This is a genomic window from Paenibacillus sp. Soil750, assembly GCF_001428045.1.
Classification (GTDB): Bacteria; Bacillota; Bacilli; order Paenibacillales; family NBRC-103111; genus Paenibacillus_E; species Paenibacillus_E allorhizoplanae.
The window spans coordinates 1,144,401-1,171,231 of record NZ_LMSD01000012.1 but is presented as its reverse complement, the minus strand read 5'-3'; the positions used below and the strand labels follow the sequence as shown (position 1 = coordinate 1,171,231).

22 protein-coding genes are annotated in these 26,831 nt (G+C 44.9%); 15 read left to right on the top strand and 7 right to left on the bottom strand.

Translation table 11 applies throughout. The features are described 5' to 3' along the window. Positions 1 to 182 precede the first annotated feature (182 nt). Positions 183 to 755: a hypothetical protein gene (locus ASL11_RS17030; protein ID WP_056616762.1), complete on the top strand. Its 573-nt coding sequence runs from the start codon at positions 183 to 185 to the stop codon at positions 753 to 755. A 260-nt stretch (positions 756 to 1,015) separates the two neighbouring features. Next, positions 1,016 to 2,311 (top strand): hemolysin family protein, encoded by a 1,296-nt coding sequence (locus tag ASL11_RS17025; protein ID WP_056616759.1) that lies wholly within the window; start codon positions 1,016 to 1,018, stop codon positions 2,309 to 2,311. 54 nt (positions 2,312 to 2,365) lie between these two features. Here the strand turns inward: ASL11_RS17025 and ASL11_RS17020 are convergent, their stop codons facing one another. After that, complete coding sequence (locus ASL11_RS17020; RefSeq protein WP_056616755.1) at positions 2,366 to 3,598, bottom strand: aminopeptidase; 1,233 nt, start codon at positions 3,596 to 3,598, stop codon at positions 2,366 to 2,368. Between the two features lie 169 nt (positions 3,599 to 3,767). Between ASL11_RS17020 and ASL11_RS17015 the strand changes: the two genes are divergently transcribed. Next, positions 3,768 to 4,700 carry a VanW family protein gene (locus ASL11_RS17015; RefSeq protein WP_056616752.1) on the top strand — a complete coding sequence of 311 codons (933 nt, stop codon included), beginning with the start codon at positions 3,768 to 3,770 and terminating at the stop codon, positions 4,698 to 4,700. Between the two features lie 135 nt (positions 4,701 to 4,835). Next, on the top strand, positions 4,836 to 6,236 hold the full coding sequence (uxaC, locus tag ASL11_RS17010; RefSeq protein WP_056616749.1) for a glucuronate isomerase: 1,401 nt from the start codon (positions 4,836 to 4,838) through the stop codon (positions 6,234 to 6,236). A gap of 279 nt (positions 6,237 to 6,515) precedes the next feature. Here the strand turns inward: uxaC and yicI are convergent, their stop codons facing one another. Beyond that, positions 6,516 to 8,837 (bottom strand): alpha-xylosidase, encoded by a 2,322-nt coding sequence (yicI, locus tag ASL11_RS17005; RefSeq protein ID WP_056616746.1) that lies wholly within the window; start codon positions 8,835 to 8,837, stop codon positions 6,516 to 6,518. A gap of 145 nt (positions 8,838 to 8,982) precedes the next feature. On the opposite strand from yicI, the gene ASL11_RS17000 reads away from it, so the two are divergent. Beyond that, a complete protein-coding gene (locus tag ASL11_RS17000; RefSeq protein ID WP_056616743.1) occupies positions 8,983 to 9,903 on the top strand; it encodes a helix-turn-helix domain-containing protein in 921 nt (306 codons plus the stop codon). On the opposite strand, the gene ASL11_RS16995 is transcribed toward ASL11_RS17000, so the two are convergent. Further along, a complete protein-coding gene (locus tag ASL11_RS16995; RefSeq protein WP_056616740.1) occupies positions 9,851 to 10,675 on the bottom strand; it encodes a helix-turn-helix transcriptional regulator in 825 nt (274 codons plus the stop codon). The two genes, ASL11_RS17000 and ASL11_RS16995, sit on opposite strands and share 53 nt — an antisense overlap. Positions 10,676 to 10,832: 157 nt before the next feature. Here ASL11_RS16995 and ASL11_RS16990 point away from each other — a divergent pair, with 157 nt between their 5' ends. Both ASL11_RS16990 and ASL11_RS16985 read left to right on the top strand, forming a co-directional pair. After that, the gene (locus tag ASL11_RS16990) at positions 10,833 to 12,116 is read left to right on the top strand and encodes a Gfo/Idh/MocA family oxidoreductase (protein ID WP_056616737.1); all 1,284 of its coding nucleotides are present in this window, start codon (positions 10,833 to 10,835) and stop codon (positions 12,114 to 12,116) included. A 22-nt stretch (positions 12,117 to 12,138) separates the two neighbouring features. Next, entirely contained in the window at positions 12,139 to 13,155 is a 1,017-nt protein-coding gene (locus ASL11_RS16985; protein WP_056616734.1) for a dienelactone hydrolase family protein, read from the top strand. Positions 13,156 to 13,206: 51 nt separating this feature from the next. Here the strand turns inward: ASL11_RS16985 and ASL11_RS16980 are convergent, their stop codons facing one another. Beyond that, entirely contained in the window at positions 13,207 to 13,584 is a 378-nt protein-coding gene (locus ASL11_RS16980; RefSeq protein WP_056616732.1) for a YmaF family protein, read from the bottom strand. Positions 13,585 to 13,686: 102 nt separating this feature from the next. Continuing rightward, the gene (locus ASL11_RS16975; protein WP_056616729.1) at positions 13,687 to 14,121 is read right to left on the bottom strand and encodes a methylglyoxal synthase; all 435 of its coding nucleotides are present in this window, start codon (positions 14,119 to 14,121) and stop codon (positions 13,687 to 13,689) included. Between the two features lie 248 nt (positions 14,122 to 14,369). On the opposite strand from ASL11_RS16975, the gene ASL11_RS16970 reads away from it, so the two are divergent. The 6 genes from ASL11_RS16970 to ASL11_RS16945 all read left to right on the top strand — a co-directional run bounded on the left by ASL11_RS16970 (position 14,370) and on the right by ASL11_RS16945 (position 21,858). After that, positions 14,370 to 14,996, top strand: a complete 627-nt coding sequence (locus ASL11_RS16970; protein WP_063795587.1) for a DUF1273 domain-containing protein — start codon at positions 14,370 to 14,372, stop codon at positions 14,994 to 14,996. 635 nt (positions 14,997 to 15,631) lie between these two features. Then, positions 15,632 to 17,701: a bifunctional rhamnulose-1-phosphate aldolase/short-chain dehydrogenase gene (locus tag ASL11_RS16965; RefSeq protein WP_056616726.1), complete on the top strand. Its 2,070-nt coding sequence runs from the start codon at positions 15,632 to 15,634 to the stop codon at positions 17,699 to 17,701. 27 nt (positions 17,702 to 17,728) lie between these two features. Then, the gene (gene rhaI, locus ASL11_RS16960; protein ID WP_056616722.1) at positions 17,729 to 18,949 is read left to right on the top strand and encodes an L-rhamnose isomerase; all 1,221 of its coding nucleotides are present in this window, start codon (positions 17,729 to 17,731) and stop codon (positions 18,947 to 18,949) included. Continuing rightward, positions 18,943 to 20,445: a rhamnulokinase gene (rhaB, locus tag ASL11_RS16955; RefSeq protein WP_056616719.1), complete on the top strand. Its 1,503-nt coding sequence runs from the start codon at positions 18,943 to 18,945 to the stop codon at positions 20,443 to 20,445. Before rhaI ends, rhaB begins: the two co-directional genes overlap by 7 nt. A 9-nt stretch (positions 20,446 to 20,454) precedes the next feature. Next, positions 20,455 to 21,216 (top strand): DeoR/GlpR family DNA-binding transcription regulator, encoded by a 762-nt coding sequence (locus tag ASL11_RS16950; RefSeq protein ID WP_056616717.1) that lies wholly within the window; start codon positions 20,455 to 20,457, stop codon positions 21,214 to 21,216. 144 nt (positions 21,217 to 21,360) lie between these two features. Beyond that, positions 21,361 to 21,858 (top strand): metallophosphoesterase family protein, encoded by a 498-nt coding sequence (locus tag ASL11_RS16945; protein WP_056616714.1) that lies wholly within the window; start codon positions 21,361 to 21,363, stop codon positions 21,856 to 21,858. A gap of 64 nt (positions 21,859 to 21,922) precedes the next feature. On the opposite strand, the gene ASL11_RS16940 is transcribed toward ASL11_RS16945, so the two are convergent. Continuing rightward, complete coding sequence (locus tag ASL11_RS16940) at positions 21,923 to 22,786, bottom strand: aldo/keto reductase (protein WP_056616711.1); 864 nt, start codon at positions 22,784 to 22,786, stop codon at positions 21,923 to 21,925. Between the two features lie 352 nt (positions 22,787 to 23,138). Between ASL11_RS16940 and motA the strand changes: the two genes are divergently transcribed. Both motA and motB read left to right on the top strand, forming a co-directional pair. Further along, positions 23,139 to 23,936, top strand: a complete 798-nt coding sequence (gene motA / locus ASL11_RS16935) for a flagellar motor stator protein MotA (RefSeq protein ID WP_056616707.1) — start codon at positions 23,139 to 23,141, stop codon at positions 23,934 to 23,936. Then, entirely contained in the window at positions 23,933 to 24,739 is an 807-nt protein-coding gene (motB, locus tag ASL11_RS16930; RefSeq protein WP_056616704.1) for a flagellar motor protein MotB, read from the top strand. Before motA ends, motB begins: the two co-directional genes overlap by 4 nt. A 120-nt stretch (positions 24,740 to 24,859) precedes the next feature. Here the strand turns inward: motB and ASL11_RS16925 are convergent, their stop codons facing one another. Next, the gene (locus ASL11_RS16925) at positions 24,860 to 26,785 is read right to left on the bottom strand and encodes a methyl-accepting chemotaxis protein (protein WP_056616701.1); all 1,926 of its coding nucleotides are present in this window, start codon (positions 26,783 to 26,785) and stop codon (positions 24,860 to 24,862) included. Positions 26,786 to 26,831 lie beyond the last annotated feature (46 nt).

The following is a 26,831-nucleotide window of genomic DNA, read 5'->3' as shown; positions in this document are numbered from 1 at the left end:
ACCGTTCTCCTCTACTATCAATATTCGAACATTTGAATATATAGAATATCATAACATAAACCGGAATGTATGGAAGCAAGTTTTAAAATCCTTTGCGTTATTGAATACTTTTCAGTTATAGTATAAGTGTAATATTCAAAAAATCAAATATATAGTTATTTGAAAGTAAGGAACTGGTATGTGTGTTAATTGACGATGAATTCTATATTGCTTCAAGAAAGTATCTGATCGATTATGGCATGAGACAGTTAAACGGTTTAGGGGCAGATCATATTTGTAAGGTGTGTATTCAAAATGGTGGTTCTTGTTGCCGCGCTTGTTCTTACTTAGTAGACGGTGTGGGCTGTCTGAATAGAAATACTAGTTGCACATCTTGGTTATGCGGCTATCTTAAATTATTATTTTACAAAGCGGGACTAATACAAGAGTGGAATACCTTTTGGAAGGAAGTTCCTGGCATCGATTTTCGAAAGGATTATACCCCTCCATTGGTGAAAATGACAAAACATCTTGAAGTGAAACACATGAGAGAGCTTGGCGAAGCATTAGCGAATGACATCAAAATGAAGATAAGTAAAGAAAAGGATAATATTGATTTCATCGTATTGGCGGGTGAATTAGATGAGTTAATTGATGAGATTGGTTTTGCTTGTACTTCGGATATCGCTAATCAATTAATAAAGAGGCTTAATTACTTAATTAAGGACTTTCATGCGTTTAAACAAATTCTCAAAAGCATCGATAATGGGAGGTGATCCTTGTGTCTGTGAAATCGCCATTTGGTGTCATACGTATATGTGGAGAACTTGACAGGGCTTCACGTTCTGGAAATAAATGTAAGGGTAGAGAACCTGGCAGTTTAGAAAGTAGAAATGAATAGGCTCGGATCGTAGTTGAATAACTACAATCCGAGCCTTATTACATTTCCTTGATTGATGGAGGTGGCAAAAATTGATAAGTTCAACCAAGAAAGTTAAACTAACATAGACAAACTATACGCAGAAGGTAGGTTACCATGTTAATCAATTTGGTTTTAATCGCAGTACTGATCGTACTTACCGCTTTTTTTGTCGCGACAGAATTTGCTGTTATTCGTATTCGTCCAAGCCGCGTAGATCAAATGGTTGCAGAAGGCAAGAAAAATGCACTAGCAGTGCAAACCGTTACCTCCAATCTGGATGGCTACTTATCCGCATGTCAACTCGGTATCACGATTACCGCGCTAGGCCTCGGTTGGTTAGGTGAGCCAACGGTCGAGAAGATCCTCGGTCCTTTGTTCCATGGGCTTGGTGTAGGTGAAACACTGTCGCACATCCTATCTTTTGGTATCGCCTTTTTATCCATTACCTATATTCATGTTGTTCTTGGTGAACTAGCTCCCAAAACGTTAGCGATTCAGAAAGCTGAAGCGATTTCAATTCTAACAGCTCCGTTTATTATTTTCTTTTATAAAATGATGTACCCATTTATATGGATTTTAAATGGTTCAGCTACTCAGCTTGTCAAGCTATTTGGCGTTAAGCCAGCCAGCGAACACGAAGAAGCTCATTCCGAAGAGGAAATACGCATTATTTTATCAGACAGCCTTGAGAGTGGAAAAATAAATAAGACCGAATACGGATATGTGAATCGCATCTTCTCATTCGATGAATTGTTGGCGCGTGAAATCATGGTCCCACGTACGGATATGATCTGTCTCTATGCGGATAAATCACTTGAAGAGAACATGAATATTATAATCAAAGAACAATACACACGTTTTCCCGTAGCCAAAGAGAGCAAAGATCATATTATTGGATTCATCAATACGAAGCAATTTTTCTTAAGTTACATCTCGAATCCGGATTTTAATTTCAAAGGTTTACTTCAACCGATTATGACGATTCCCGAAGGAATGCCTGTAAAGTCTCTGCTCAAAAAGATGCAGCGTGAAAACGTACATATCGCTTTGCTGATGGATGAGTACGGCGGAACGTCAGGATTGATAACGATTGAAGATATTCTGGAGGAAATCGTAGGGGAAATTCGTGATGAATTTGATAAAGATGAACTGCAAGAAATTGATAAGTTAGCCGAAGGACACTATGTCGTCGACGGTAACGCCTTGATCATTGAGTTAAATGCTAGATTGGGGCTTGACATCGTCGACGAGAACGTGGACTCCATCGGTGGCTGGCTATACAGTAAGCAGTCGGAATTGAAAATCGGTGAACTCTGGCAGCATCAGGATTGGACTTTCATTGTGCGTACTAGAGATGCGAATCGAATTCGTCAAATTGAGCTTATTAAAAATCAAATCATACATAAGTAGAAAAAGAGGGATCCCTCGCCACTTACATGGCTTTCAGGGATACCCTCTTTCTAATTAAAACGCCCAATTCCCCTTACGGAAGATCGGTTCTAACGTGCCATCTGCGAGTTCACCGTCAATATCCATCTCGGCGGAGCCGATCATAAAGTCGACGTGAATGAGACTGTCATTCAGTCCTGCTTGCAGTTGTTCTTCTTTGGTCATCTTCGTACCGCCTTCAATACAAGTCGGAAAGGCACGACCGAGGGCCAAGTGATTTGAAGCATTTTCATCATAGAGCGTATTGAAAAAGATAAGATTCGTATTCGAAATCGGCGACACATGCGGTACAAGGGCGATTTCGCCTAGGAAGTGTGCGCCTTCATCCATCTCAATCATCGCTTGCAGCGATTCAAAGCCTTGCTCCGCTGTGTAGTGGGTGACGCGGCCTTGCTCGAAGGTGATCGAGAAGTTATCGATCAAGCTGCCTTGGTAGCTAAGCGGCTTGGAGCTGCAGACGGTCCCATTCGTTCCTAGGCGATTCGGGGAAATGAACACTTCCTCAGTTGGAATGTTCGGGTTGAAATCGAAGCCGCCTGTTTCGTTCGTCGCGGAACCGCCACGCCAAATGTGCTGAGGTGGAAGTTCCACCGTAAGCTCCGTTCCAGGAGCGCGGTAATGGATTTTATGAAATTGTTTCTCATTCAATTGTTCCCGTTTGCTACGGAGAGTCGCATTGTGATCCTGCCACGTTTGTACAGGATTTTCTTGATCTACACGGGTGGCTTCAAATATCGCATCCCAAAGGGCTGTGACTGCAGCCTGATCTTCGAGATCAGGGAATACCTTTTGTGCCCAGGCTAGGGAAGGGGCAGCGATGATGGACCATGTCATTTTGTAAGAGGACATGTATTCACGCCATTTGACCAGCAGGGGACCTGCCGCTTTCGCATTCGCTGAGATTCGAGCAGGATCCACATCCTTCAGCAGCTCTGGGTTGTCCGCGTCAATCCATAAGTAGGCGCCATTGTTTTCAGCTAACTCGGTTAGTGCTTGCGCACGCCAAGCTGGGTATTCATTGAATGATTCATCGGGTGCGTGTGTATAGCGGATTTGGGTACAGATTTCATCTTGCCATTCAATATGTACATGCTTAGCGCCTGCTTCGTACGCTTTACGAGTGATGAGTCTTACGAATTCGGGGTGCCCAATTGGCGCATTAATCCAAAGCGATTGACCAGCTTGAATGTTGAGTGCAACTCGAACAGTCAGCTCCGCATATTTCTCAAGATTGTGTTCAAACGTCATTAGAAAAATCCTCCTTTTACTTCATCTTGTTTGAAGTTTATCGCTCTGCTCGCCGACTGTCAAATAAATTTTACCGTTTGTGGAATTCCATTTTCAAAATGTATCTGAGTTGTCATTGCATGGAATTTTGACATTTGTTTACACTAGGGGCAGGAGGTGAATTGCGTTCATGCGCTACGAATGGCTATTGGGCCTGTTACTGCTTGCCCAGCCCAAAGAATTGCCTTTTCAACTAACGGAGAATTCGAATGGTGAAAAGATGGCTCAGATTAGGCGAGAGCCGATTACGACCAATCTCTTGGATATTCCACTGGTAGATACGCAGAAATTAGACCGGCTTGCTGAACAAATTGACAAAACGATTTACCGCAAGCCAATTAACGCTACAATTAGTGACAATGGGGGCATTGTTAAAGAGATTGCAGGCGTTCGGTTGAATCGACGTGCTTTTATCAACCAATTCTATGGGCATTTTTATTCAGAAGGCCCGATGAATGTGGCGTTACCGCTGCAATCCTTGTATCCCAAAGTAGATAGTGAACTGCTTGCCAGCATTCGAGTCCGTCCAATAGGCTATTATGTTACCTATTTTAATTCCCGCAATAATCACCGTGTAACGAATCTCAAATTAGCCACACAAGCGATCAACAATTATGTTGTGCAGCCGAATGAGACGTTTTCTTTCAATCGCGTTGTAGGCGTTCGAACACCGAGCAGGGGGTATATGTCCGCAAAGGTGATTGTAAGGGGTGAATTCTCCGAGGGAATCGGTGGCGGTATTTGTCAAATATCCTCAACGTTATTTAATGCAGTTGACCGTGCAGGGCTCACGATTATTGAAAGGTACTCCCACAGTCGATCGGTGCCTTATGTGCCCCATGGAAGAGATGCTACCGTGAATTGGGGAGGGCCTGATTTTAGTTTTCGAAACGATTATAATCAGCCGATCTTAATACGTGCACATGTATTGTCTGGTTCTGTCCATATCAGCATTTCTTCTTCTGACCAGATTAATGTGAAATCCCGTCATGTTCCTGGTGCTACAGAAGCGATACCAGAAGAAATTGAAACAAATTTAAATGTAAGAAGTACGCTCCCTTAGCCGCTATGAACCCTTCTAGAGGTCAAGATATGCATATTTTATGAAATAAAAGCACGAAATCGCAAGATTTCTGAGCTGATTTTTTGCTAATATAGATGGCAGATCATTCAGCTTGAGAAGGGTGGAAATCGCTTTATGAAAACGTTTTTAGACGAAAATTTCTTACTTAACAATGAAACTGCCGTACATCTTTTTCATGAATATGCCAAAGAACTGCCGATTATTGACTATCACTGCCACTTAAGTCCGAAGGAAATTTATGAAAATAAACAATTTAACAACATAACTGAAGCTTGGTTATATGGTGACCACTACAAATGGCGGATGATGCGTGCCAACGGTATCGACGAGTCCAAGATTACAGGTGAAGCTAGTGATTATGATCGCTTTGTAGCATGGGCTTCCACGCTTCCTATGGCGATCGGCAATCCATTGTACCACTGGTCCCACATGGAGCTTCAAACGTATTTCGGTGTGTACGATATCATTAATGAGCAGAATGCACCAGCAATTTGGGAAAAAGTGAATGCGAAGCTGGCTGAGGGTGGATCCCGCGCTAGAGACCTGATCACAAATTCCAAAGTAACGGTCATTTGTACAACTGATGATCCTGTGGATTCCTTGGAATACCACATCAAAATCAAAGACATTGAAGGATTCGATACGCAAGTATTGCCATCCTACCGTCCGGATAAGGCGCTGGAAATCAACCGTGCTACATTCCTTCCATGGATTGCTCAACTTGAAAAAGCAGTAGGCACGCCGATCCGCACGTATGATGATTTATTGGCTGGTTTAGAAAGCCGTGCTGTCTTCTTTGACTCTGTCGGCTGTAAAGTGTCTGACCATGCGTTGGATTATGTGCCTTTTGCGGTAGCGACCAAAGAAGAAGTTGATGCGATCTTCGCGGCAGGTCTTGCTGGTCAAGCAGTGAGTCTGGAAGATGAGAAGAAGTACAAAGCATTCACACTCATCTTTCTTGGCGGCATCTACAAGAAATTGGATTGGGCAATGCAGTATCATATCAATGCTTCCCGTAACAACAATGGACAGGCGTTCGCTAAGCTAGGTCCAGATACAGGATTTGACTCCATTGGTGATAGCCCGGTTGCGGGTGCATTAACGGGATTACTGTCCGCACTTGCTGTGGCAGATTCATTGCCGCGTACCATTCTATATTCTTTGAACGCACGTGACAATGAGATTCTTGCTTCCTTAATGGGCAGCTTCCAAGGCGATGGCATCGCTGGCAAAATCCAATTGGGCGCCGCATGGTGGTTCAATGATACACGCGACGGCATGATCTCCCAAATGAAATCCCTTGGCAACTTCGGATTGCTCGGACGTTTCGTTGGGATGCTTACGGACTCCCGCAGCTTCTTGTCCTACACGCGCCACGATTACTTCCGTCGCATTCTATGCAACATGATCGGTGAGTGGGTTGAAGCAGGTGAGTTCCCGAACGACGAGCAGCTGTTGAAACAGTTGGTTCAAGGTATCTCCTACAACAATGCCAAGCAATATTTCAGTTTCTAACTGACAAACCTTTGTGTGAGCGTGAGCTTGCACGAAGGTTTTTTAATTTGTGGAGGTTCCGCGGCGGGCTGTTGGTGGGAGTGGAGTGAGTGAGGTGAGGCTTCATGCCCGGATCTTCGCTCTACAGCGTGAATAAATGGTAAATTGTAAAATCGAGTGAATTTCTCCGAAATAGATGTATATTTTCCAGTTAAATTCAAATTTCGGGTAACGGAGCGAAAAGCAAAACTTCCCCCTCACATTCATATTGAAGTGAAAGGGAAGTTTATTTGCGTTCTATTAGAGCGTTAGGAAGATAGCTGAGTTAGCGTTGATAGCCGTGACTTTCAGGCCATACTCATGCGGTGAAAGGGTGCCATTTTCAACTTTAGATACCGATGTTGTGTTTCTAAGTACAAGGCTCCAAGGAGCTGAATTGCCCGTAGGTAGGATCTGGATGACATGGCCATCGCGCTTTGCGGTGAGTGTAAACTCAGCTTTCGTTGTCGGATGATATACGCGGGAAACGGCTTCATGTCCGTCCTCTAACTCAAATAGGTGGAATTCACTATTCGCCAAGTAATCGTAGTCTGGCTTCGTATCAACTGTCCCGATCGCTAACAGCGTGTTCGATCGTACGAGGAGTGGGATGCTCATATAATCATGGCGCTCCTTGTACCATCGATTGCCTTCGGCCTTTTCCCCTGTTAATACATGTGTCCAAGTTCCAGCAGGCAGGTAGTAGGACACTACGCCCGACTCATCAAAAATTGGCGCGACTAGAAGCGAATCCCCTATCATATATTGACGATCTAAATGATCACATGTCGGATCATCGCCGAATTCCAGCACCATCGCGCGCATTAGCGGTAATCCGAACCTGGAAGCGTCAACAGCCGTTTGGAACATGTAAGGCATTAATCTGCTTTTGAGCTTCGTGAAAAAGCGCAATACATCAACCGCTTCGTCATCATACATCCACGGTACACGATACGAACGGCTGCCATGTAGACGACTATGGCTGGAGAGCAGTCCGAAAGCGGCCCAACGTTTATATAGATCAGCACTGGATGTACTTTCAAATCCTCCGATATCGTGACTCCAGAATCCGAATCCGGAAAGTCCAAGTGATAGGCCGCCTCGTAGGCTTTCAGCCATCGATTCGTAAGTCGCGGTGCAATCGCCTCCCCAATGGACGGGGAATTGTTGTCCGCCTGCTGTTGCGGAACGAGCGAACAAGGCAGCTTCGCCTTTCCCAAGCTTCTCTTCTAACACATCGAATACCACTTTGTTATACAGTTGGGTATAATAATTGTGCATTTTGACTGGATCGGAACCGTCATGATAGACGACATCCGTTGGAATGCGCTCGCCGAAATCAGTCTTGAAGGAATCTACACCCATATCGACTAGCTTTCTTAGCTTTGCTGCGTACCACTCACACGCGGCGGGATTCGTAAAGTCGACGATGCCCATGCCGGGCTGCCACATATCCCATTGCCATACATCCCCGTTTGGTCTTTGCAGTAAATAACCGCTTTGCATGCCTTCTTCAAACATCGGGGAACGCTGCGCGATATAGGGGTTGATCCACAGGCAGATTTTCAAACCTTTACTTTTGAGGCGCTGCAGCATTTGTTCGGGCTCTGGGAAAATACGCTTATCCCATTCGAAATCGCACCAGTGGAACTCACGCATCCAAAAGCAATCGAAATGGAAGACGTGAAGTGGTAATTCTCGCTCAGCCATCCCATCAATGAAGCTAGTTACGGTGGATTCGTCATAATTAGTTGTGAACGAAGTGGTCAGCCAGAGTCCGAATGTCCAAGCTGGCGGCAGCGCAGGTTTTCCTGTTAACGTCGTATAATTTCCAAGTACTTCCTTTAAATTAGCACCGCCAATCAGGAAATAGTCGAGATATTCACCTTCTACACTGAATTGCACCTTAGATACTTTCTCAGACGCAACCTCAAACGAAACATTCTCGGGGTGATTAACGAATACGCCATATCCTTTATTGGTCAGGTAGAAAGGAATGTTTTTATACGATTGTTCGGAGTTCGTTCCACCATCACGGTTCCAGATATCAACGCTTTGTCCGTTTTTGACAAAAGAAGTAAACCGCTCACCGAGGCCATAGACGCTCTCACCAACCCCTAAGTCTAACTGATCTCTTACATAAGTAGCCCCGTTATCAGAGATTACGTATCCGATGCCCTTGAAACTGCTGGAAGTAAGCTTGCGCCCCTGATAATCAAATGCCAGATGCCATGGTTGATCTCTTCGAATGCTGGCCTTTAGGTTGCCGCTGGTTAAGCTTGCCTCTAGCTTATTTACCTCAATCTGCAGGGTGTGGCCCTCATCTGTGTTGAGTGAAAAGTAGGGACCCACTTGCTTCTTCCCTTTATAATGATAAATTTGAACACGAATAACATCCTTCAAGGGAGAGGATAGTTTGACTTCAATTAAAGGCGTATCTAATTCACCAGAACGGTCAATGATCGGTTTAGGCGGACCGAAAAGGGTAAGAGAACGATCAGTTGTATACGCATCATGTACTTCAACAGGACTAATAATTTGGTATTCCTTACGGGTCATCCATTGACCATCACTGAATTTCAACGCAGTCAGCTCCTTGTGTATTAATTCTATAACTATACTGATACTCTTAAGAGTCTTTGATTAAAAGTGTAACCGCTTTATGTTATGATTGTCTTGCAAAATGCTGATGCAGATATATAACAATTTTGATAAAAGGTGTGACGTTATGAATATGGATGCTTTGCATGAAGGTCGAATGCACGGCGATCTCATGTTCCCGCTAAGTGTGTACCGAGTTGAGAAGGTCAATGATGTTTTCTTTAACTACCACTGGCATAAGGAAATTGAATTTATTTATATGACAGAAGGAAGCGCATGCTTCTATATTGGTTCGTCTTTGACTGAGCTACGTCAAGGTGAAGGGCTGCTCATTCCGAGTGGTCAGTTACATGCTTGTTATCCAGCGAGCGAACTTCCGGCCTATTTTCATGCTATCGTCTTCGATTCACACTTACTCAGCAGCAGTGCTTATGATGTCATCCAAAGTAAATACATACAGCCGTGGATTGAACGGCGATTAATTTTACCAGGCATCTTCCGTTCAACGGATTCGTGGGAACAGCATGTACGCCTGATGCTCATGAACATTATTAAGCAATTCGAGATAAAGCCGCTGGGTTATGAGCTCCAAATAAAAGCGGATCTGCTCGCGATATTTGCTGAGTTGCTGCCACATAGTGAGTTATCCTCTGATCTGCCTCGAAACGCAACACAAGCAAGCAAAATTGAGAGAATTAAGCCTGCGCTTCAATATATGCATGAGCATTATAATCAGCGGATTCTGATTTCAGAGCTCGCAGCGATGATCGGGATGAGTGAAGGTCATTTCTGCCGTTTCTTCAAGGCAATCGTCAAAAAGACACCCATCGAATACCTCAACTTCTATAGAGTCGAGAGAGCGATGAAGTGTCTGGAAGATCCGAAAATCAAAATCATAGATGTTGCGAGTGAGGTTGGCTTCGAGAGTCCGAGTTACTTTATTAAGACGTTCAAAGGTCTTAAACAGATGACGCCGACCGATTATCGGAAATTGATCACAGACCCAGATGCATCATCTTCCGACATTCCAATGGGGTCTGCGACGTAACTTGCTTGAATACACGTCCAAAGTGAGCGACGCTGTCAAAGCCTGCTTGCTCGGCAATGTGGATTACTTTGAGTTTCGTTTCCCTTAATAAGCGTTGAGCCTCACGGATGCGCAGGTTGTTCAAATACTCGACAAACGAGAAGCCAATCGTATCCTTGAATGAGCGGCAGAAGTAACTCGGACTAATATGGAACTTTTCGGAGATTAGCGTGAGTGTTAGTCGTTCATTGAAGTGTTCATTGATATAGCTGACGATCTCGAAAATCTTCGGATTATAAGCCTGGGGATGCTCATCTAGCGTTCCGGGCTGCTCCATGAGTCGCGAGCAGAATATGAGCAGCTGTGTCAGTAAGGCTTTGCTATTCAGCTCCCAACCGAGCTGCTCTTGCTGATTTTCTCGCAATAAGCTGAAGAGCAAATTCTCAACGAGCGTGCGATTAGCGCCGGAAAGGGAGACGATATAATGCTTTGGACGAAACGGAGATAGCGCAATTGAATAAGTCTCATCATCTTTCATAGCGAGCCAGCGTTCTTCGAAATTGATTAAGATGCGCTCGTGCGGACGATCATTGGCATCTAGCGTTTTATGGAGTGTATGTTTATTAATAAATACAAGATCACCCTCTTGCATCGCATAGACGCGGTCTTGAATGAAATAATTGCGTTTACCGCTGAGTAAATAATAAATTTCATAATGGTCATGGAAATGATTCACTAGCATTGTGTAGGGCTGATCTCTGCGAATTCTTTCAATCTCGTAATGAAACAACATAGACACCTCTCTAGGTTAGGTTCAGTCTCTCTATTTTACAGCAATATATGCAAGGAAATAAAGGCATGGGGTAATATTTGATTAGAAACACAACAAATATTGTATTAATCTTGCTATAAGAGATGACATTCTTTTAAATCGAGAGGGGCATTAACCGATGAAAACACGTTATGCAATTGTAGGTACTGGTGGACGAGCTGAATTCTTCTATGGCTCCATGGTGAAGGATTTTAGAGATACATCTGAGCTTGTTGCCATTTGTGATATTAACCAAACGCGCATGAACTTTACGAATGACTTGCTTGCTAACAAGTATGAGTATCATGCCGTTCCTACGTATAAAGCCGATCAATTTGAAGAAATGATCCGTAATGAGAAGCCGGATGCGATCATCGTAACAACCGTGGATCGTACCCATCACACGTATATTATCAAAGCAATGGAACTAGGCTGTGATGTCATTTCAGAAAAACCGATGACGGTTGATGAAGAGAAATGCCAAGAAATTTTGGATGCGATTAAACGTACGGGCCGCCAGCTTCGTGTTACGTTTAACTACCGTTATGCACCGCACAATACGAAAATTCGTGAGTTAATTATGGATGGAACGATTGGTGATGTCCATTCCGTTCATTTCGAATGGTTGCTCAATACAGAGCATGGAGCTGACTACTTCCGCAGATGGCACCGCGATAAACGCAATGGCGGCGGGTTGCTTGTGCATAAGTCAACGCATCACTTTGACTTGGTTAACTTCTGGTTGGGGACGCAGCCTGAGACGGTTTTTGCCATGGGAGATCTGATGTTCTATGGAAAAGCCAACGCAGAGAAACGCGGAGAAACAAAGTTCTATCAACGTGCAACAGGGAATGCCTATGCGAAAGAAGATCCTTTTGCACTTCAATTGGATAAGAATGAACATCTCAAAGGGCTCTATTTGGATGCGGAGCATGAGGATGGTTATCAGCGTGATCAGAGCGTTTTTGGCGACGGGATCTCCATTGAAGATACGATGGGTGTGATGGTTCGCTACAAAAACAAAGCGATTCTAACGTACTCCTTGAATGCGTACTTGCCGTGGGAAGGCTTTAATGTGAACATTAACGGCAGCAAAGGCCGTATTGAAATGAAAGTTGTTGAGAAATCGTACGTGAATTCCGGTGGCGACAAAGCAGATGAGGGTGCGTTGAAAGCGAAAACGATTACTGTATTCCCGATGTTTGCAGCACCTTATGAAGTTGAAATCGAAGAAGGCGTTGGCGGCCACGGTGGTGGTGATCCAGTTCTATTGAAGGATATTTTTGACAAGCCATCTGACGATCGATTCAACCGCGCGGCATCCCATGTGGATGGAGCGATGTCCATTCTAACAGGTATTGCTGGCAATATTTCATTGCGTACGGGGCAACCAGTTGCTGTAGATAAACTTGTGAAATTTTAACCAGTGATGGAGGTTGAGCTAGATGTGGAGTCCTGATGTAAGTATGGAACAGCTCTACCGCGCTTTCGAGTTGAAACGCGAGCAGAGTCGTACGGAATGGGCTGAACATGCAAAAGCACATATGAAAAAGCGCTTGGCTGACTCCTTAGCTGTGACCATAGAAGAACAGGACGATCTTCGTCCTGTTCTTCTTGATCGTGTCCAGCTTGAGGATCATATCCGAGAACGAATTGAAATCGGAACGTTTTGGGGTTTTCGCGTTCCCATGTATGTCCTGTTGCCCAAAGGCGATACTCATAAACGTGCTGCCGTGCTTGCTCTGCATGGTCATGGCTATGGGAGTAGGCAGATCGTTGGTTTGAATGCTGATGGGACTGAGAATACGGGGGAATGGGATCTTCATGGCAACTATGCGCTAGAGTTGGTTAGGCGCGGTTTCGTCGTTGTTGTGCCTGAAATCCTCGGATTCGGTGATCGACGATTGGAATTGGACAAGAAGGATGGACAAGTGGGGAACTCTTCCTGTCAGACGCTTGCTTCTCATTTTATGCTATATGGGATGTCTATTGCTGGTGTTCGTGTGCAAGAGGCGATCCGTGTGTTAGATTACCTCGTGTCACGCGAGGAGGTAGACGCGAGTCGAATCGGTTGTTTTGGATTTTCGGGTGGTGGCTTGCTTGCCGCTTACACGGCTGTACTAGATGAACGCATTCAGGCTTCGGTCCTGTGTGCGTTCACCAATACATTTAAGCGCAGCATCATGGGTGTGCGGCATTGTATCGATAACTATCTGCCTGGCGCTCTCGACTTCGCGGAACTTCCTGAATTAATCGGTTTGCTTGCTCCGCGTCCGTTATTCATTGCATCAGGAAGACAGGATCCGATTTTTCCTGTTGATGGCGTGGAAGCAGCCGTTTCCTACCTGCAGCGAGAGTATGCGTTGGCGGGAGTGCCTGAGCGACTGGGCGTACATCTATATGATGGTGTCCACGAAGTGAATGGGAGTCAGGCGTATCCATGGTTGGTTAAAAATCTGTGAATATAAATAGAAAGACTACTGAACAGGGGTTCAGTAGTCTTTTTTTGTCATTTATTTTACGCTTTGACGGACGATGCTTTCAATAATCAATTTGTGTCCAACGACGACGCCTAGACGAATGACACCTGTTGTTCTTCCAGAAATGATGTGGCGATGTCCATCTGCAATATTTGTTGAGATTTGAAAACGATGGAAATGATTCACCCCTATACCGATATTGAGGCCAGTACGGCCAGAATAGGAATGACGATGCCCGTCAGCAGTTGTCGTAATGCCTTGGAAAGTGTGACGGTGTCTGCCATCCTCCGGAATCACGATGTCACTTAAATTACCGAAGGAATGCCGATGATTTTGTGTGAGAGATGTCAAACCCTCCATGCGATGTCTGAATTGAACGGGGCCGCCTGATCCTTGTTTAATCTTTGCCATATTTCTATCATCCTTTCAAGAAGAGATGATATAAGATATGCAAATCATAGTGGACTAGCTTGGTCAAATGGCATGCATAATTGAATAATTGTGATCCAGGCATTATTTGTTTTCCGTACCATTCAATCGTGGAGAATCATATTTGCGTATTTCTTCACGCCAGGAGAGGAAGCCGTTTTCCATGGCTCTTATCAACATTTCTGCGGTGCCTAGATTAGTAGCAAGGGGGATTTGTTGAACATCACAAAGGCGAAGGAGTGCTGTAATATCAGGTTCATGTCCTAATGCAGAGATGGGATCGCGGAAAAAGATAAGCAAATCAATATCATCCATCGCAATCATCGCACCGATCTGTTGATCCCCGCCAAATGGGCCTGAGCGCAAGCGAATGACATCGAGTTTGGCTGCTTCACTAATTCTTCTTCCTGTAGTACCTGTAGCATAGAGTTGGTGCTTTTGGAAAATATGCTTATAAGCTATGACAAAGTCCACGAGCAAGTTTTTGTAAACATCATGCGCAACAAGTGCAATATTCATTATCTCTCCGCCCCTCTTTAATGTTAGGTTAGTTAACGTACATTTGTGTGTTGAGAACAGAATAACTTAATTTATTTGAAATTTCAATCATTATTTTGATAAAAACAGTCAATAAATTGTCTTTAATGTGCGAAAATTAACATTTGTGTCATATAATATGACATAGTAATGATTGAAATCTGCACTTCTTCCTAATTCGATCTAACTATGCTAACCTGTTAGGATGATCAACAAGGAGGTGAGTTCATATGAAACGAGTACTGATTACTGGGTACAAAGCGAATGAACTTGGCATTTTCTCATTGAAGCATCCAGGCATTCCGATCATCAAAAAAGCAATTCAAAAACGGCTCATCGCCTTGTTAGATGATGGGCTTGAATGGGTTGTCGTCAGTGGTCAATGGGGCGTGGAACTATGGGCGGCGGAGGCTGCACTTGAACTGAGAGAGAGCACGCATCCAGAAATTAAGCTTGCAGTAATTACTCCTTTTCTAGAGCAGGAAGAGAAGTGGAGTGATGATAAGAAAGGTTGCTACGCTAGCGTTATACAGCGCGCCAATTACGTGAACAGTGTAACAAAGACTAAATATGATGGGCCTTGGCAGTTCAAAGAGAGGGACAAGTTCCTCCTACGAAACTCTGACGGCATATTGCTTGTTTATGATGAAGAGACAGAAGGCTCGCCGAAGTTTATGAAATTGCAGGCAGCTCAAATCGCCGCGCATCATACTTATCCGATCATAACGATCAACGCGTTTGATTTGCAAAATGTGGCCGAGGACGAATACGGGGATTTCGGCGGCGATATGCAGGATGACATGTCTGGAGGTTCAGTCAGTGGCGGAGATAAGTGGCAGTTTGATGATGACATTTAGGCTGACTGACTGGGCCGATCTCCACCAACCTGAATAAATGGAAAACATGCAGTTAAATGTAGTTTATAAGTCAGAAAAATTGAATTAAATGGAAAACATGTAGTTAATAATGAGGTTTTTGCCTGAATCAGCGATTTCAGCTGAAAATAGTTGTAGGTTATCCAGTTAATGCCCTAGAAGAAATGATTTCCGCAGAATTAGCTGTAGTTTTTCCAGTTATTGCTCCGCTGTAGCCTCGTTGCCGAATGAAAAGACAGATTCAAAGCCAAATACAGAAAAAAACCAAACGGTCATCAAATTTGCCCCTAACACCATAGCTACTCAACAAACACCGAACTTTTCCCCTTACATCATGGCTAGCTCAACTTGAGCAATGTTATTGAATTCAGAAGAAAACCAACATATTCGAAGATTAACACAGTAATTTTTGTCTACGACCCTCAATTTCATCCGAATCTCCCCTCAACAACTAGTTAACCCTTCATTTTAAACACAATACACGGATGAATCTGTGTTTACTTCCTTTAAAAACAAAAATAAAAATAATTATTCAAAAACAAACAAAGATGTGATAAGATGAAACCATCAAATACAAACACATACACATGGGATGTAAAACTTAGGAGGGTACTTAAATGGTTGCGAATTTATGGGAAGCTTCAAAAGCGAATGCAGTATCGAAAGGTGTAGAGGAAATTGTTTATCGTTCTAATCTATTAGGCACGGATCGCGCTGTATGTAACTGGGGCGGCGGCAATACTTCTTACAAAACGATCGAGAAAGATTTCCGTGGTCGCGATGTTGAAGTGATGTGGGTGAAAGGCAGCGGTTCTGATCTTGGAACAATGAAAGCAAAGAATTTCACAGGTCTTCGTATGGAAGATATTCGTCCTTTGATTGAGCGTGACGAAATGTCTGACGAAGAAATGGTTGCTTATCTTGCGAACTGTATGATCGACAGCAAGCACCCGCGTGCTTCCATTGAGACGCTTTTACATGCGTTCTTACCATTCAAAAACGTTGACCACACGCATCCAGATGCGATTATCTCGCTTTGCTGCGCACACAACGGACGTGAGCTTGCGAAAGAAATTTATGGCGATCGCTTCGTATGGGTACCTTATGTACGTCCTGGCTTTACACTTTCCAAAATGATCGCAGATGGCGTTCGCAACAATCCAAAAGCTGAGCTTGTTCTTATGGAGAAACATGGTCTAGTAACTTGGGGCGAAACGTCTGAAGAGAGTTACTTGAAAACAATCGCTATCATTAATGAAGCAGCAAGCTTCATCGAAGCTCGCGTGAACGAAGCGAACCTATATGGCGGATCCAAATATGAATCCCTCAGCGTAGAAGCTCGCAACGAACTATTGGCTCAAGTTCTTCCAATCGTTCGCGGTGCAGTAAGTAACGAGAAGAAAATGATCCTTACCATTGACAGTGCAGACGATGTGCTTCAATTTGTAAATAGCCGTGATGCCGCAACGCTATCCCAAGTGGGTGCAGCTTGCCCGGATCACCTTGTCCATACGAAAATGAAACCATTATATATCGACTGGAATCCGACAACAGGTGATGCAGCTTCCTTGACTGAAGCACTTAAAGCCGGAATCGAAGCGTACAAAGAAGAGTACAAAGCTTATTTTGACCGTAACAAAAATGAAGGCGACGTTATTAATGAAGCAGCTCCGCGTGTTATCCTTATTCCAGGAATCGGGATGATCAACACAGGCAAAAGCTGGGCTATGGCACAAATTAGCGGCGCGCTTTACCACCGTGCAATCTCCGTTATGAGAGGCGCTACAGCGCTTGGAACGTTCGTATCCCTTAGCGAAAATGAATCCTACAATGTTGAGTACTGGCCTCTTGAACTTTATAAATTAACACTTGCTCCTGCAGAAGCTGAGTTCTCCCGTCAAATCGCCTTCATCACAGGCGGAGCGGGCGGAATCGGAAGCGTAACAGCTCGTCAATTCCTCAAAGATGGCGCACACGTTGTGCTTGCTGACTTGAACCTGGAAGGTGCACAGAAGCTGGCGGCAGAACTTAACGAACAATATGGCGAAAACAGAGCGATTGCTGTTCGCATGGACGTAACGAAAGAAGAAGAAGTAGTAGCAGCGTTCCGCGAGTCTATTCTTAGCTACGGCGGAATCGATATTATCGTGAACAACGCAGGTCTTGCGACTTCCAGTCCTTTTGACGAAACATCGCTTAAAGAGTGGAACTTGAACATGAACGTACTTAGCACAGGGTATTTCCTTGTAGCTAGAGAAGCGTTTAAGATTATGAAAACACAAAAAGTTGGCGGCAGCATGGTATTCGTCGGCTCCAAGAACTCCGTATTCGCAGGGAAAAATGCATCTGCCTATTCCACTGCCAAAGCGGCAGAGATCCACTTGGCGCGTTGTATCGCAGCAGAAGGCGGCGAATTCGGTATCCGCGTGAACTCCGTATTGCCAGATGCTATTCTTCAAGGTTCTGCCATTTGGAACTCCGGCTGGCGCAATGAGCGTGCGGCTGCATATGGAATTGAACCGGATCAGTTGGAAGAGCACTACCGTAAGAGAACGACGCTGCTTGTCAACATTTTCCCGAAAGATGTTGCAGAAGCTATTGTCTACTTCGCTTCATCCAAAGCAGCTAAAACAACGGGTTGCATGATCACTGTTGATGGTGGCGTACCTGCTGCCTTCACGCGCTAATACACCTACTAGGAGGCCATAAAACCGATGAGCGACAAAGCCTACGCATTATTCGAAGAACAACAAGCCCTGAGAGGCATTGATATTGCAGCTGTCAAAGCGAAGCTGAAAGCATTGAAAGTTGAGACGCCATCATGGGGTTACGGAGACTCAGGAACACGTTTCAAAGTTTACAAACAAACAGGCGTGCCACGTAATCCGTTCGAGAAATTCGAAGATGCGGCGCAAGTGCATAAACTGACGGGTGTTTGCCCGTCGGTTGCGATCCACATCCCATGGGATAAAGTGGACGACTACGCCAAGCTGAAGCAGCATGCTTCTGATCTAGGTGTTTCCATCGGTGCGGTGAACCCGAACCTTTTCCAAGAAGATGACTACATCTTCGGAAGTGTGACGAACTCAAACGCAGCGATTCGCCGTAAAGCAACGGATCACCTCCTTGAGTGTGTAGACATCGCTAAAACAGTAGGTTCTGACGTGTTGAGCTTGTGGTTTGCTGACGGTTCTAACTACCCAGGACAAGTGGATATCCGCGCTCGTAAAGCATGGATGTATGAGTCCCTGAAAGAAATGTACAACGCGATGTCACCTAGCATGCGCATGTTGATCGAATACAAATTCTATGAGCCTGCGTTCTATCACACAGATCTAGCTGATTGGGGTATGGCATTCAATTTGGCTAACAAATTGGGTCCGCAAGCCGAAGTGCTTGTTGATACAGGTCATCACCCGCAGGGAACGAACATCGAGCATATCGTGACATACTTGTTGGATGAAAATAAACTAGGCGGATTCCATTTCAACTCTCGTAAATATGGAGATGATGATCTGATTGTTGGATCCGTGAATCCGTATGAATTGTTCTTAATCTTCTATCAAATTATTGATGCAGCGAATGACAAGAACGCACAAATTCGTCAAGCGGCTGACAACATTGCGTATATGATCGACCAAAGCCATAACATTGAGCGTAAAATCCCAGCGATGCTTCGTTCTGTACTTAACGTACAAACGCAATATGCGAAAGCGCTTCTGATTAACCTTGAAGAAGTTCGTGCTGCACAAGAGAATCAAGATGTTCTTGGCGCTGAGGATGCGGTTCGTAAAGCATTTGAATTTGATGTAACACCTCTTCTTCAAGCGGTTCGTGAAGAAATCGGCGTGCCGGTTGATCCGATGAAAGCTTACTTGGCAAGCGGGTATGACGAGAAAATTAACGCGCGTGGCAAAGGCGGTGCAAGCTGGTGAGTACATCTTCGACAGTTCTAGCCTTTGATTTGGGAGCAAGCAGCGGCAGAGCGATCGTCGGACGTCTTGATTCTGAAGCGGGCCGGATCACGATCGAGGAAATTCACCGCTTCTCCAATGATCCAGTGCAGGTGGGCAACCACCTTCATTGGGACATTTTGCGGCTGCTTCATGAGTTGAAGCAAGGCATTTTACAAACCAAACATCTAGGCTACGCGAATATCGAAAGCTTGGCCATTGATTCATGGGCAGTAGATTTCGGTTTATTAGCTGCAAATGGCGAGCTATTAGGAAATCCGTATCATTATCGGGATCATCACACAGATGGCATCATGAGCGAAGTCATGGATATCGTCGGACGCGAAAAACTGTATGCGCTAACAGGGCTGCAGTTTTTGCAATTCAATTCCATTTTCCAATTGTATGCACTTCAGAAAAATAATCCGGAATTACTTGACCGCGCGGCGACGTTTCTCATGATTCCAGATCTGCTTCGCTACTTCCTGACTGGCGAAAAGCATAGTGAATTCACGAATGCGACGACCACGCAGTTGTTTAATGCAACGAGCTTCACTTGGGACACCGAATTGATTGATCAGCTAGGCCTGCCGGCTCAAATCTTCTTACCGCCTGTCGCGTCGGGGACTCGAGTTGGATCACTAAGTCCAGCTGTTTGTGAGGAACTGGATGTTCCTTCCATCCCTGTCATCGCCGTTGGCGAGCATGATACCGCATCTGCAGTTGTTGCCGTTCCTGCGCTTGATGATGACTTCGCTTTCCTTAGCTGTGGGACATGGTCGTTGCTCGGAACTGAAACGGAGAAGCCGGTGCTCACGGAACAAGCTTTATCGTGGAACTTCACGAATGAAGGCGGCGTGTACGGCACGAATCGCTTACTGAAGAACATCATGGGCTTATGGCTTATTCAGGAATGCAAGCGGACATGGGAAAAAGAAGGCAAAACAACCAGCTTTGCTGAACTTGTAAAGCAAGCAGAAGTCGTGAAGCCATTCCAATTCTTCATCGATCCTGATGATGATATGTTCCTAAATCCTGCTCATATGCCAAAGCAAATTCAACAATATTGTCGTGACACCCAGCAGACTGTGCCTCAGACGGATGGTGAAATCGTGCGCTGCATCATGGAAAGCTTAGCACTGAAATATCGCTTTATCTTGGAGCGTACAGAGCAGCTTTCAGGCAAGACGTACCGCGGTTTACATATCGTTGGTGGCGGCATTCAGAATGAGCTGCTTTGTCAGTTCACAGCGAGCGCTACACAGCGTGAAGTGTGGGCTGGGCCGGTAGAGGGTAGTGCCTTAGGAAACCTTGTAGTACAATGGATAGCACTAGGGTATATCGCGAATTTGCGCGAAGCCAGGAAGCTGATTCGGAATTCGTTCCCAGTCAAGACGTATCATCCTCAGGATGAGGCGGGTTGGCAGGCGGCGTATGCAGTGTTCTGTCAGGTGGCCTCCCGATCGACGGTGAAATGAGGGGTAACGATGCTGGTAGCAGAAAGATGGCAGAGAATCGTTCAATTGGTTAATGAAAGAGGAAGCATCCGTGTGACCGAGTTAAGTGAGCTATGTCAGGTCACGGAAGAAACAATTCGACGTGACTTGGATCGCTTAGAAGCCGAAGGCAAGCTCATGCGCAGCCATGGCGGTGCGGTGAGCGTGAAGGAAGCGCAGACCGAAGTTCCTTTCATGGAGCGGGAGACGGCTCATGCGGATTTCAAGAATAGCATTGCGAAGGAAGCTGTTTCACATATTGGGGAGGGGGACCGCATCATTCTTGATGCGAGTACCACAGCTTGGTATATGGCGAAAATGATTCCAGACATGGCGATTACCATCATCACCAATTCGATGAAAGTTGCCTTGGAGGTAAGTGGCAAGGAGAAAATTCAAGTCATCTCCACCGGTGGCTTGCTTTCTCCGAAGTCTTTATCCTACGTAGGTCCATTATCGGAGCGGTCCTTGGATATGTACCATGCGCACAAGCTGTTCCTTTCATGTAAAGGGGTTCACGTACAGCGCGGTATCAGCGAATCGAATGAGCTGCAAGCGTTAATTAAGCGCAAAATGATCAGCATTGCTGACGAAACCTATCTGCTGGCTGATCATAGTAAATTCGGCACACAGGCTTTAACACAAGTTGCGGGTTGGTCGGAGATTCAACATGTGATTACCGATCGACTTACGAGCAAGGAAGCACTAGATCGCATTCGAGACAAAGGCGTGCAAGTGCGTCAATTGGATTAATAATGTAAGCTCTCAGCCGTTCCACGTTATGTGAGGCGGCTGTTTGTATGATTGACACATGAGTCCCAAATACTTATTTGCATTCCAACTTATTCCTGACTAGTATATGTTTAATGACTGTTGATATTGGAAGGAGTTAAGGTGATGCGAATAGGTGTTATAGCAGATACGCACTTATCCTACCGTGCCACGAAGCTGCCCGATGCGCTTATAGCCGGGCTACAGGGTGTCGATCTGATCATTCATGCAGGTGATTGGGTGAGTGAGCATGTCATCGAGCTTGTCGAGCAGATTGCGCCGTGTGAGTCCGTGGCTGGTAATAATGATGGTGAAGACATTGTGGAGCGATACGGGAAAAAGAAAGTGCTAACTTTCGGTAACTTCCGCATAGGGCTTATCCATGGAGATGGTTTCCGGAAAACGACTGAAGAAAGAGCACGTGAGGCGTTCGAAGCTGAGCGGCCTGATATGGTGATCTTTGGACACTCACACGTCCCATTTCTACAAAATGTTCAAGGAATGATTATGTTCAATCCAGGTTCGCCTACGGATAAAAGAAGACAGCCACGCTACTCGTATGGCATTCTCCAGTTAGGGGAGCAATGGAAGGTAGAGCACTTCTTCTTCGACTCCAAAGAATAATCTTCGGTGACATGATAGTTAAAAAAGCCCGATAGGCTCTGAGCTTATCGGGCTTTCGCTGTTGCTACCTCTCATACCACTCGCCGGAAACCCAATCCGTCGATTTCCACTTCAGCACATCCGGATTCGCCAAATGCATAATTTCCTTCAGGAAATCAAGCTGCTCGAGATCGGTCATTGGCTTGAAATTTTTCGCTATCGCAAGATTCTGCTCCAGTTGTTCCATAGACTCCATACCAACGATGGCCGTTGAGATTGGCAAAGATAGCGTGTAGCGCAAAGCTTTCTCATACCACGGCGCCAATTTGCCCAGCGCCATGACTTTCATGCCGATGACTGCGATTCCCTTTTCATTGGCCTTGGGGAGGAACTCATGGGCGAAGCTATAAACAAGGTGATCGGCAGCAGATAGTGCCACAAGTGCGCTATCGAATGGATAGCGGTCAATCGCTTCCAGTTGGACTTGAGGATTCGTATGACCACTGATTGAGATATGCTTAATCATGCCTTGTTCCTTCGCTTCAAGTAAAGCTTCGAGTGCGCCTCCTTTGGACAAACACTGATCGAGCTCTTCCATTTTCATAATATTATGTAGACGCCATTCCTCGACGTGATCCGTCTGCAGTCGCTTCAAGCTGTCTTCGAGAAGTCGCAAGGAACCGTCCCGCGTTCGGTCATTGGTCTTGGTTGCAATCCATACCTCGTCCCTGCGATTATGCAGGGCTAGTGCTTTACCTAACCGTTCTTCCGATTGCCCTTTCGAATAGCTAGGCGCTGTGTCGAAGTAAGTGATTCCCTCATCGATCGCACGATTCACTATCTGAATCGCTTGTTCCTCCGTGCAATTATGTTCATTTACAATACGTTGGGCGCCAAAGCTTAATAGTGGGAATTGTGCTCCCGTCTGGCCAAAAGGTCTTTTCTCCATTCCAAACATTCCTCCTATACTGGCTAGCTGAAGTTATTATGTCCTATCGTTCCCACAATGGATACCAAGACATACCAATTTTACCACATCGGTTGAATTCCGAAAGAGAGCGAAATAAGAAGGAATTCAATGCAGCTCCACATAATTTAATGAGTAGTGTTCTTCGTCAGGATTCGACCTAATTGGTTCGAAATGATGAACATATGGGTCTTTTGACCTAATATTTTTATGAAAAAGGATTGTGGTAATGCACAATTAAACTTATTATGAATATAGGACTCAGTTATTGTCGAAAGCTTGCTTGAACAAGTTGGAAATTCATAAATCGATTACTTGAAGAGGTGCATGAAGGATGGAGAAATCATCAATTATTGGTATTGTGCTGGCTGCAGTATCCATTGGCTTTGGGATGGTATTAAAAGGGGCAAGTCTAGCAGCCTTATTAAATCCTGCGGCCGCATTAATCATTTTCGGTGGAACAGCTTCAGCGCTGCTCATAGCCTTCTCACTCGAAGAGATCAAGAAAATTCCGGTCTTATTAAAAATTATTTTTACCGAACAGAAACTAATGCCCAAAAAAGAATTGATCGAGACGTTCATTAACTGGGTGAGCATTACGCGTCGTGAGGGGCTGCTTTCTTTGGAGAAGCAAGCTGAAGAGCTTTCGGATCCTTTTATGAAAAGCGGTATGCGACTGATTATCGATGGGAATGACCCTGACTTCGTGCGTGATGTTCTTCTTGAAGATATTGCTGAGATGGAAACGAGACATAAGAAATTTGCAAGCATTTTTACACAAGCAGGTACATATGCGCCTACACTAGGGGTACTTGGTGCGGTAGTAGGGCTTATCGCGGCACTCGGTAATTTGAGTGAAGTTGAGAAGTTGGGTCACTTGATTTCAGCAGCATTCGTTGCAACCATGTTCGGTATTTTCTTGGGCTATGTTATTTTTCACCCTTTTGCAAATAAGCTTAAGCAGAAGTCCAAGAAAGAAGTTGAAATTAAGCTGATGGTCGTAGAAGGTTTACTTTCCATCCAATCCGGTGTGTCTGCCAATTCCGTGAAGCAGAAGATGATGATTTTTGTTGCTAACAAAGATCGTGAGTCCTATGAAGAAAGCATGGAGGGGGGGGCATCCGGACAGTGAGTAAAAAAAAGAAGCATGAGGATCATGAAGAACATGTCGATGAATCCTGGCTGATTCCCTATGCAGATTTATTGACTTTACTACTTGCCCTTTTTATCATTCTGTTTGCTTCTAGTCAGTTGGACTCCAAGAAATATGATTCCATTATGCGATCGTTAAATAATGCTTTCACAGGTGGCGAAGCGCCATTCGCCATGTCGAACTTAATTCCAATTGATGATGCTGCGAATTCGACGAAAAATAATTTTAAGAACCAGAATCCACCTTCCAAAGAAGAGAATAAAATCGAGAGCCAGTTAGCTGCGAAGCTTCAGAAGGAAGAAAAGGATCTGGAAGAACTAAAGAAAAGTATGGATGCTTTCATTAAAGAGAATAACATGAGTGAACAGCTGACAACCAAGTTGGATAATGAAAAATTGACGATCACAATAAGCGATCGCGCACTGTTCGATTCGGGATCTGCTACGATCAAGCAAGAGTCCCAGAATCTAGCCACATCGATGTCGAATCTACTGGGACAATATCCAGGCTATCAGGTTGAAGTGGCTGGACATACCGATAATATACCGATTCACCGGGCGGATTTTGAAACGAATTGGGATTTAAGCGCCAAGCGTGCTGTGAATTTTATGAAATTGCTGCTCGTTAACACCAAGATTCAGCCAGCGTCTTATTCCTCAGTTGGTTACGGCGAGTATCGCCCAATTGCTGAGAATGCGACAACCGATGGCCGGGCCAAGAATCGCCGAGTCGAAGTGAGCATCCTCCGCAACATCAAAGCAACGGATGAGATTGCGAAATAAATGATTTTCGAAAATGAAAAGAGCTAAGCGGCTTAAAATCCGTTTAGCTCTTTTGCTTGTTGGAAGTTAGTCGGAGAAACCGACTAACTCAGTCTCGAAAACGGTTGGAAGCTCTATGTGTTACTTAACCCCCACCAATTCTTTCTTTTCTTCTAAACGCTGCTCCTCGTCCTTGCGTTCCTTCTGTTGCTGGACGTCACGCTGCTGTTCAAATACGGGCTCTACGTTCAATTCCTGTTCAATGGCTGCGATTTGTTCCACAATTTGTTCCACGATATGACCTTCAGCCAGATGGATTTCTATTGGCTCCTCCACACTAACAACCTCCGCAATTTGAAACTTGCTAATTTCTGCAAAAAGCTGCTGAGCCAGCTCAAGAATATCATCCGACTCCTCGGCAATACGGCGGATCGACGCGTCCTGTTGGATACTAGTCGAGTTCACCTCTTCAACACCTGCAGCTGTCTCTTGCGCAATAGCGGCAACGAATTGGACGGAATCAACAAGATGATCGTTTTTCGATTGGGCTTGCTCGATTTTCTGATGAATCTGCACAATCTGCTCACGGATGACTAACGTCGATTGTTCAATTCTATTGAACGCGCCGAAGGTTTCCTCCACATGGCTGCTTTGCGTTAGCGCAGATTCACGTGCATCACCTAGTGAAAGCTGCAGTTCCTGAATCTGTCCTTGCAGCGTCCCGATGATACCGCTGATCGTCTTCGACGATCCGTTCGTTTGCAGGGACAGCTCGCGCACTTCGTCCGCGATCACGGAGAAGCCGCGGCCGTGCACGCCGGCTCTGGCCGCTTCGATCGCGGCATTCAACGCAAGGACATTCGTCTGCGTTGAAATTTCCATGATCGAGCGCACGATGGCGCCGATCTGCTTAGAGCTGGCGCTGAGCGTCTGCATCGCAGCGTCAACCTTGTGCAGCAGGAGCTGCGACTGCGCAGTCGATGCTTTGAGCGCTTGTACGTACGCAGTACCTTGCTGCGTATCGATAGCTGCCTCGTCACTGCTGCGTTTCATTTCATGGGTATACGCGCTGATATCGCGGATTTCTTCTTCAAGCTCGGCAATGAGTAATGAGCTGCTCTCTGTTTTCATCGCTTGTTCATCCGCACCTGTCGAAATCTCGTGGATCGCTTTGAGGATATCTGAATTAGCCGAAGCCGTCAGCTGTGAGAAGCGATGAAATTCATGCGAATGGGCAGATAAGGAAGAAGCGATGCCCTTGGTCGCGCCAAGCATGAGCCTAACCTGTTTAATCATTTGGTCGAAGCTATTACTCAATTGCCCTAGCTCATCTTTGGCAGAGGAATTAATGGTGTGGGTTAAATCCCCGGAGGCAATGCGAGCGACGGCTTTTTGCAGTACCGAAATCGGACGCGTGAACGATGTAATAATGAGAAAAGCGATAACAAGGGTAAGAAAGAACACAACAGCGGAAGCAACCAACATGATCGTACGGCTATTATTGAGTGCTTTGGAGGAGTCAGCGATGGCAGCAGCAGCACCGTCTGCATAGGTTATGTAAAATTTATCGACTAATCCAAAAATGTTATCCTTCAACTCTTGCGATTCACTATATAAGTACAACAAATTAATCTGAAGATCGGTTGGCTTGATGTTGGGGTCCTGAACCATTTTAGCTGCTGAATCGAAATTGTTAATGTAATCAACCGAGGCTTGGATTAACTGGCTTCGCCATTTTTGTTGATCAGGAGTACTGGCGGTATCGCCTATCTTCTTAATGGAATCATTGTACGGTTTTCGTTTACTATTGTATTTCTCAATAAATTCGGGTTTCTTGGAGATTTCAAGTCCAGAAGCAATGATGTTCATCTCCTGAACCAAATTCTTAAGCTCTAAGGCCATTACTTTAAGATCTACCTTATCGTTCTGATCGATCATATGCTGCTTGATTTGTGTCACCTGATGAAGATTAAACAGAGCAACGGTTAAGAAAATTACTAATACACCGCTGAAGCTTGTGATTAATTTTGCACGCATAGAGAAGTTTGACATCATCAATCTAATCATATGTATTCCTCCTATAAATAGACAAGCTTAGACATTCTTCGTCTAA

Bases quoted from the DNA above. Each gene is read 5' to 3' on its own strand.
- ASL11_RS17025 (WP_056616759.1), top strand. From the start codon at position 1,016: ATGTTAATCAATTTGGTTTTAATCGCAGTACTGATCGTACTTACCGCT.
- ASL11_RS17020 (WP_056616755.1), bottom strand. From the start codon at position 3,598: ATGACGTTTGAACACAATCTTGAGAAATATGCGGAGCTGACTGTTCGA.
- ASL11_RS17015 (WP_056616752.1), top strand. From the start codon at position 3,768: ATGCGCTACGAATGGCTATTGGGCCTGTTACTGCTTGCCCAGCCCAAA.
- uxaC (WP_056616749.1), top strand. From the start codon at position 4,836: ATGAAAACGTTTTTAGACGAAAATTTCTTACTTAACAATGAAACTGCC.
- ASL11_RS17000 (WP_056616743.1), top strand. From the start codon at position 8,983: ATGAATATGGATGCTTTGCATGAAGGTCGAATGCACGGCGATCTCATG.
- ASL11_RS16995 (WP_056616740.1), bottom strand. From the start codon at position 10,675: ATGTTGTTTCATTACGAGATTGAAAGAATTCGCAGAGATCAGCCCTAC.
- ASL11_RS16990 (WP_056616737.1), top strand. From the start codon at position 10,833: ATGAAAACACGTTATGCAATTGTAGGTACTGGTGGACGAGCTGAATTC.
- ASL11_RS16985 (WP_056616734.1), top strand. From the start codon at position 12,139: ATGTGGAGTCCTGATGTAAGTATGGAACAGCTCTACCGCGCTTTCGAG.
- ASL11_RS16980 (WP_056616732.1), bottom strand. From the start codon at position 13,584: ATGGCAAAGATTAAACAAGGATCAGGCGGCCCCGTTCAATTCAGACAT.
- ASL11_RS16975 (WP_056616729.1), bottom strand. From the start codon at position 14,121: ATGAATATTGCACTTGTTGCGCATGATGTTTACAAAAACTTGCTCGTG.
- ASL11_RS16970 (WP_063795587.1), top strand. From the start codon at position 14,370: ATGAAACGAGTACTGATTACTGGGTACAAAGCGAATGAACTTGGCATT.
- ASL11_RS16965 (WP_056616726.1), top strand. From the start codon at position 15,632: ATGGTTGCGAATTTATGGGAAGCTTCAAAAGCGAATGCAGTATCGAAA.
- rhaI (WP_056616722.1), top strand. From the start codon at position 17,729: ATGAGCGACAAAGCCTACGCATTATTCGAAGAACAACAAGCCCTGAGA.
- ASL11_RS16950 (WP_056616717.1), top strand. From the start codon at position 20,455: ATGCTGGTAGCAGAAAGATGGCAGAGAATCGTTCAATTGGTTAATGAA.
- ASL11_RS16945 (WP_056616714.1), top strand. From the start codon at position 21,361: ATGCGAATAGGTGTTATAGCAGATACGCACTTATCCTACCGTGCCACG.
- ASL11_RS16940 (WP_056616711.1), bottom strand. From the start codon at position 22,786: ATGGAGAAAAGACCTTTTGGCCAGACGGGAGCACAATTCCCACTATTA.
- motA (WP_056616707.1), top strand. From the start codon at position 23,139: ATGGAGAAATCATCAATTATTGGTATTGTGCTGGCTGCAGTATCCATT.
- ASL11_RS16925 (WP_056616701.1), bottom strand. From the start codon at position 26,785: ATGATTAGATTGATGATGTCAAACTTCTCTATGCGTGCAAAATTAATC.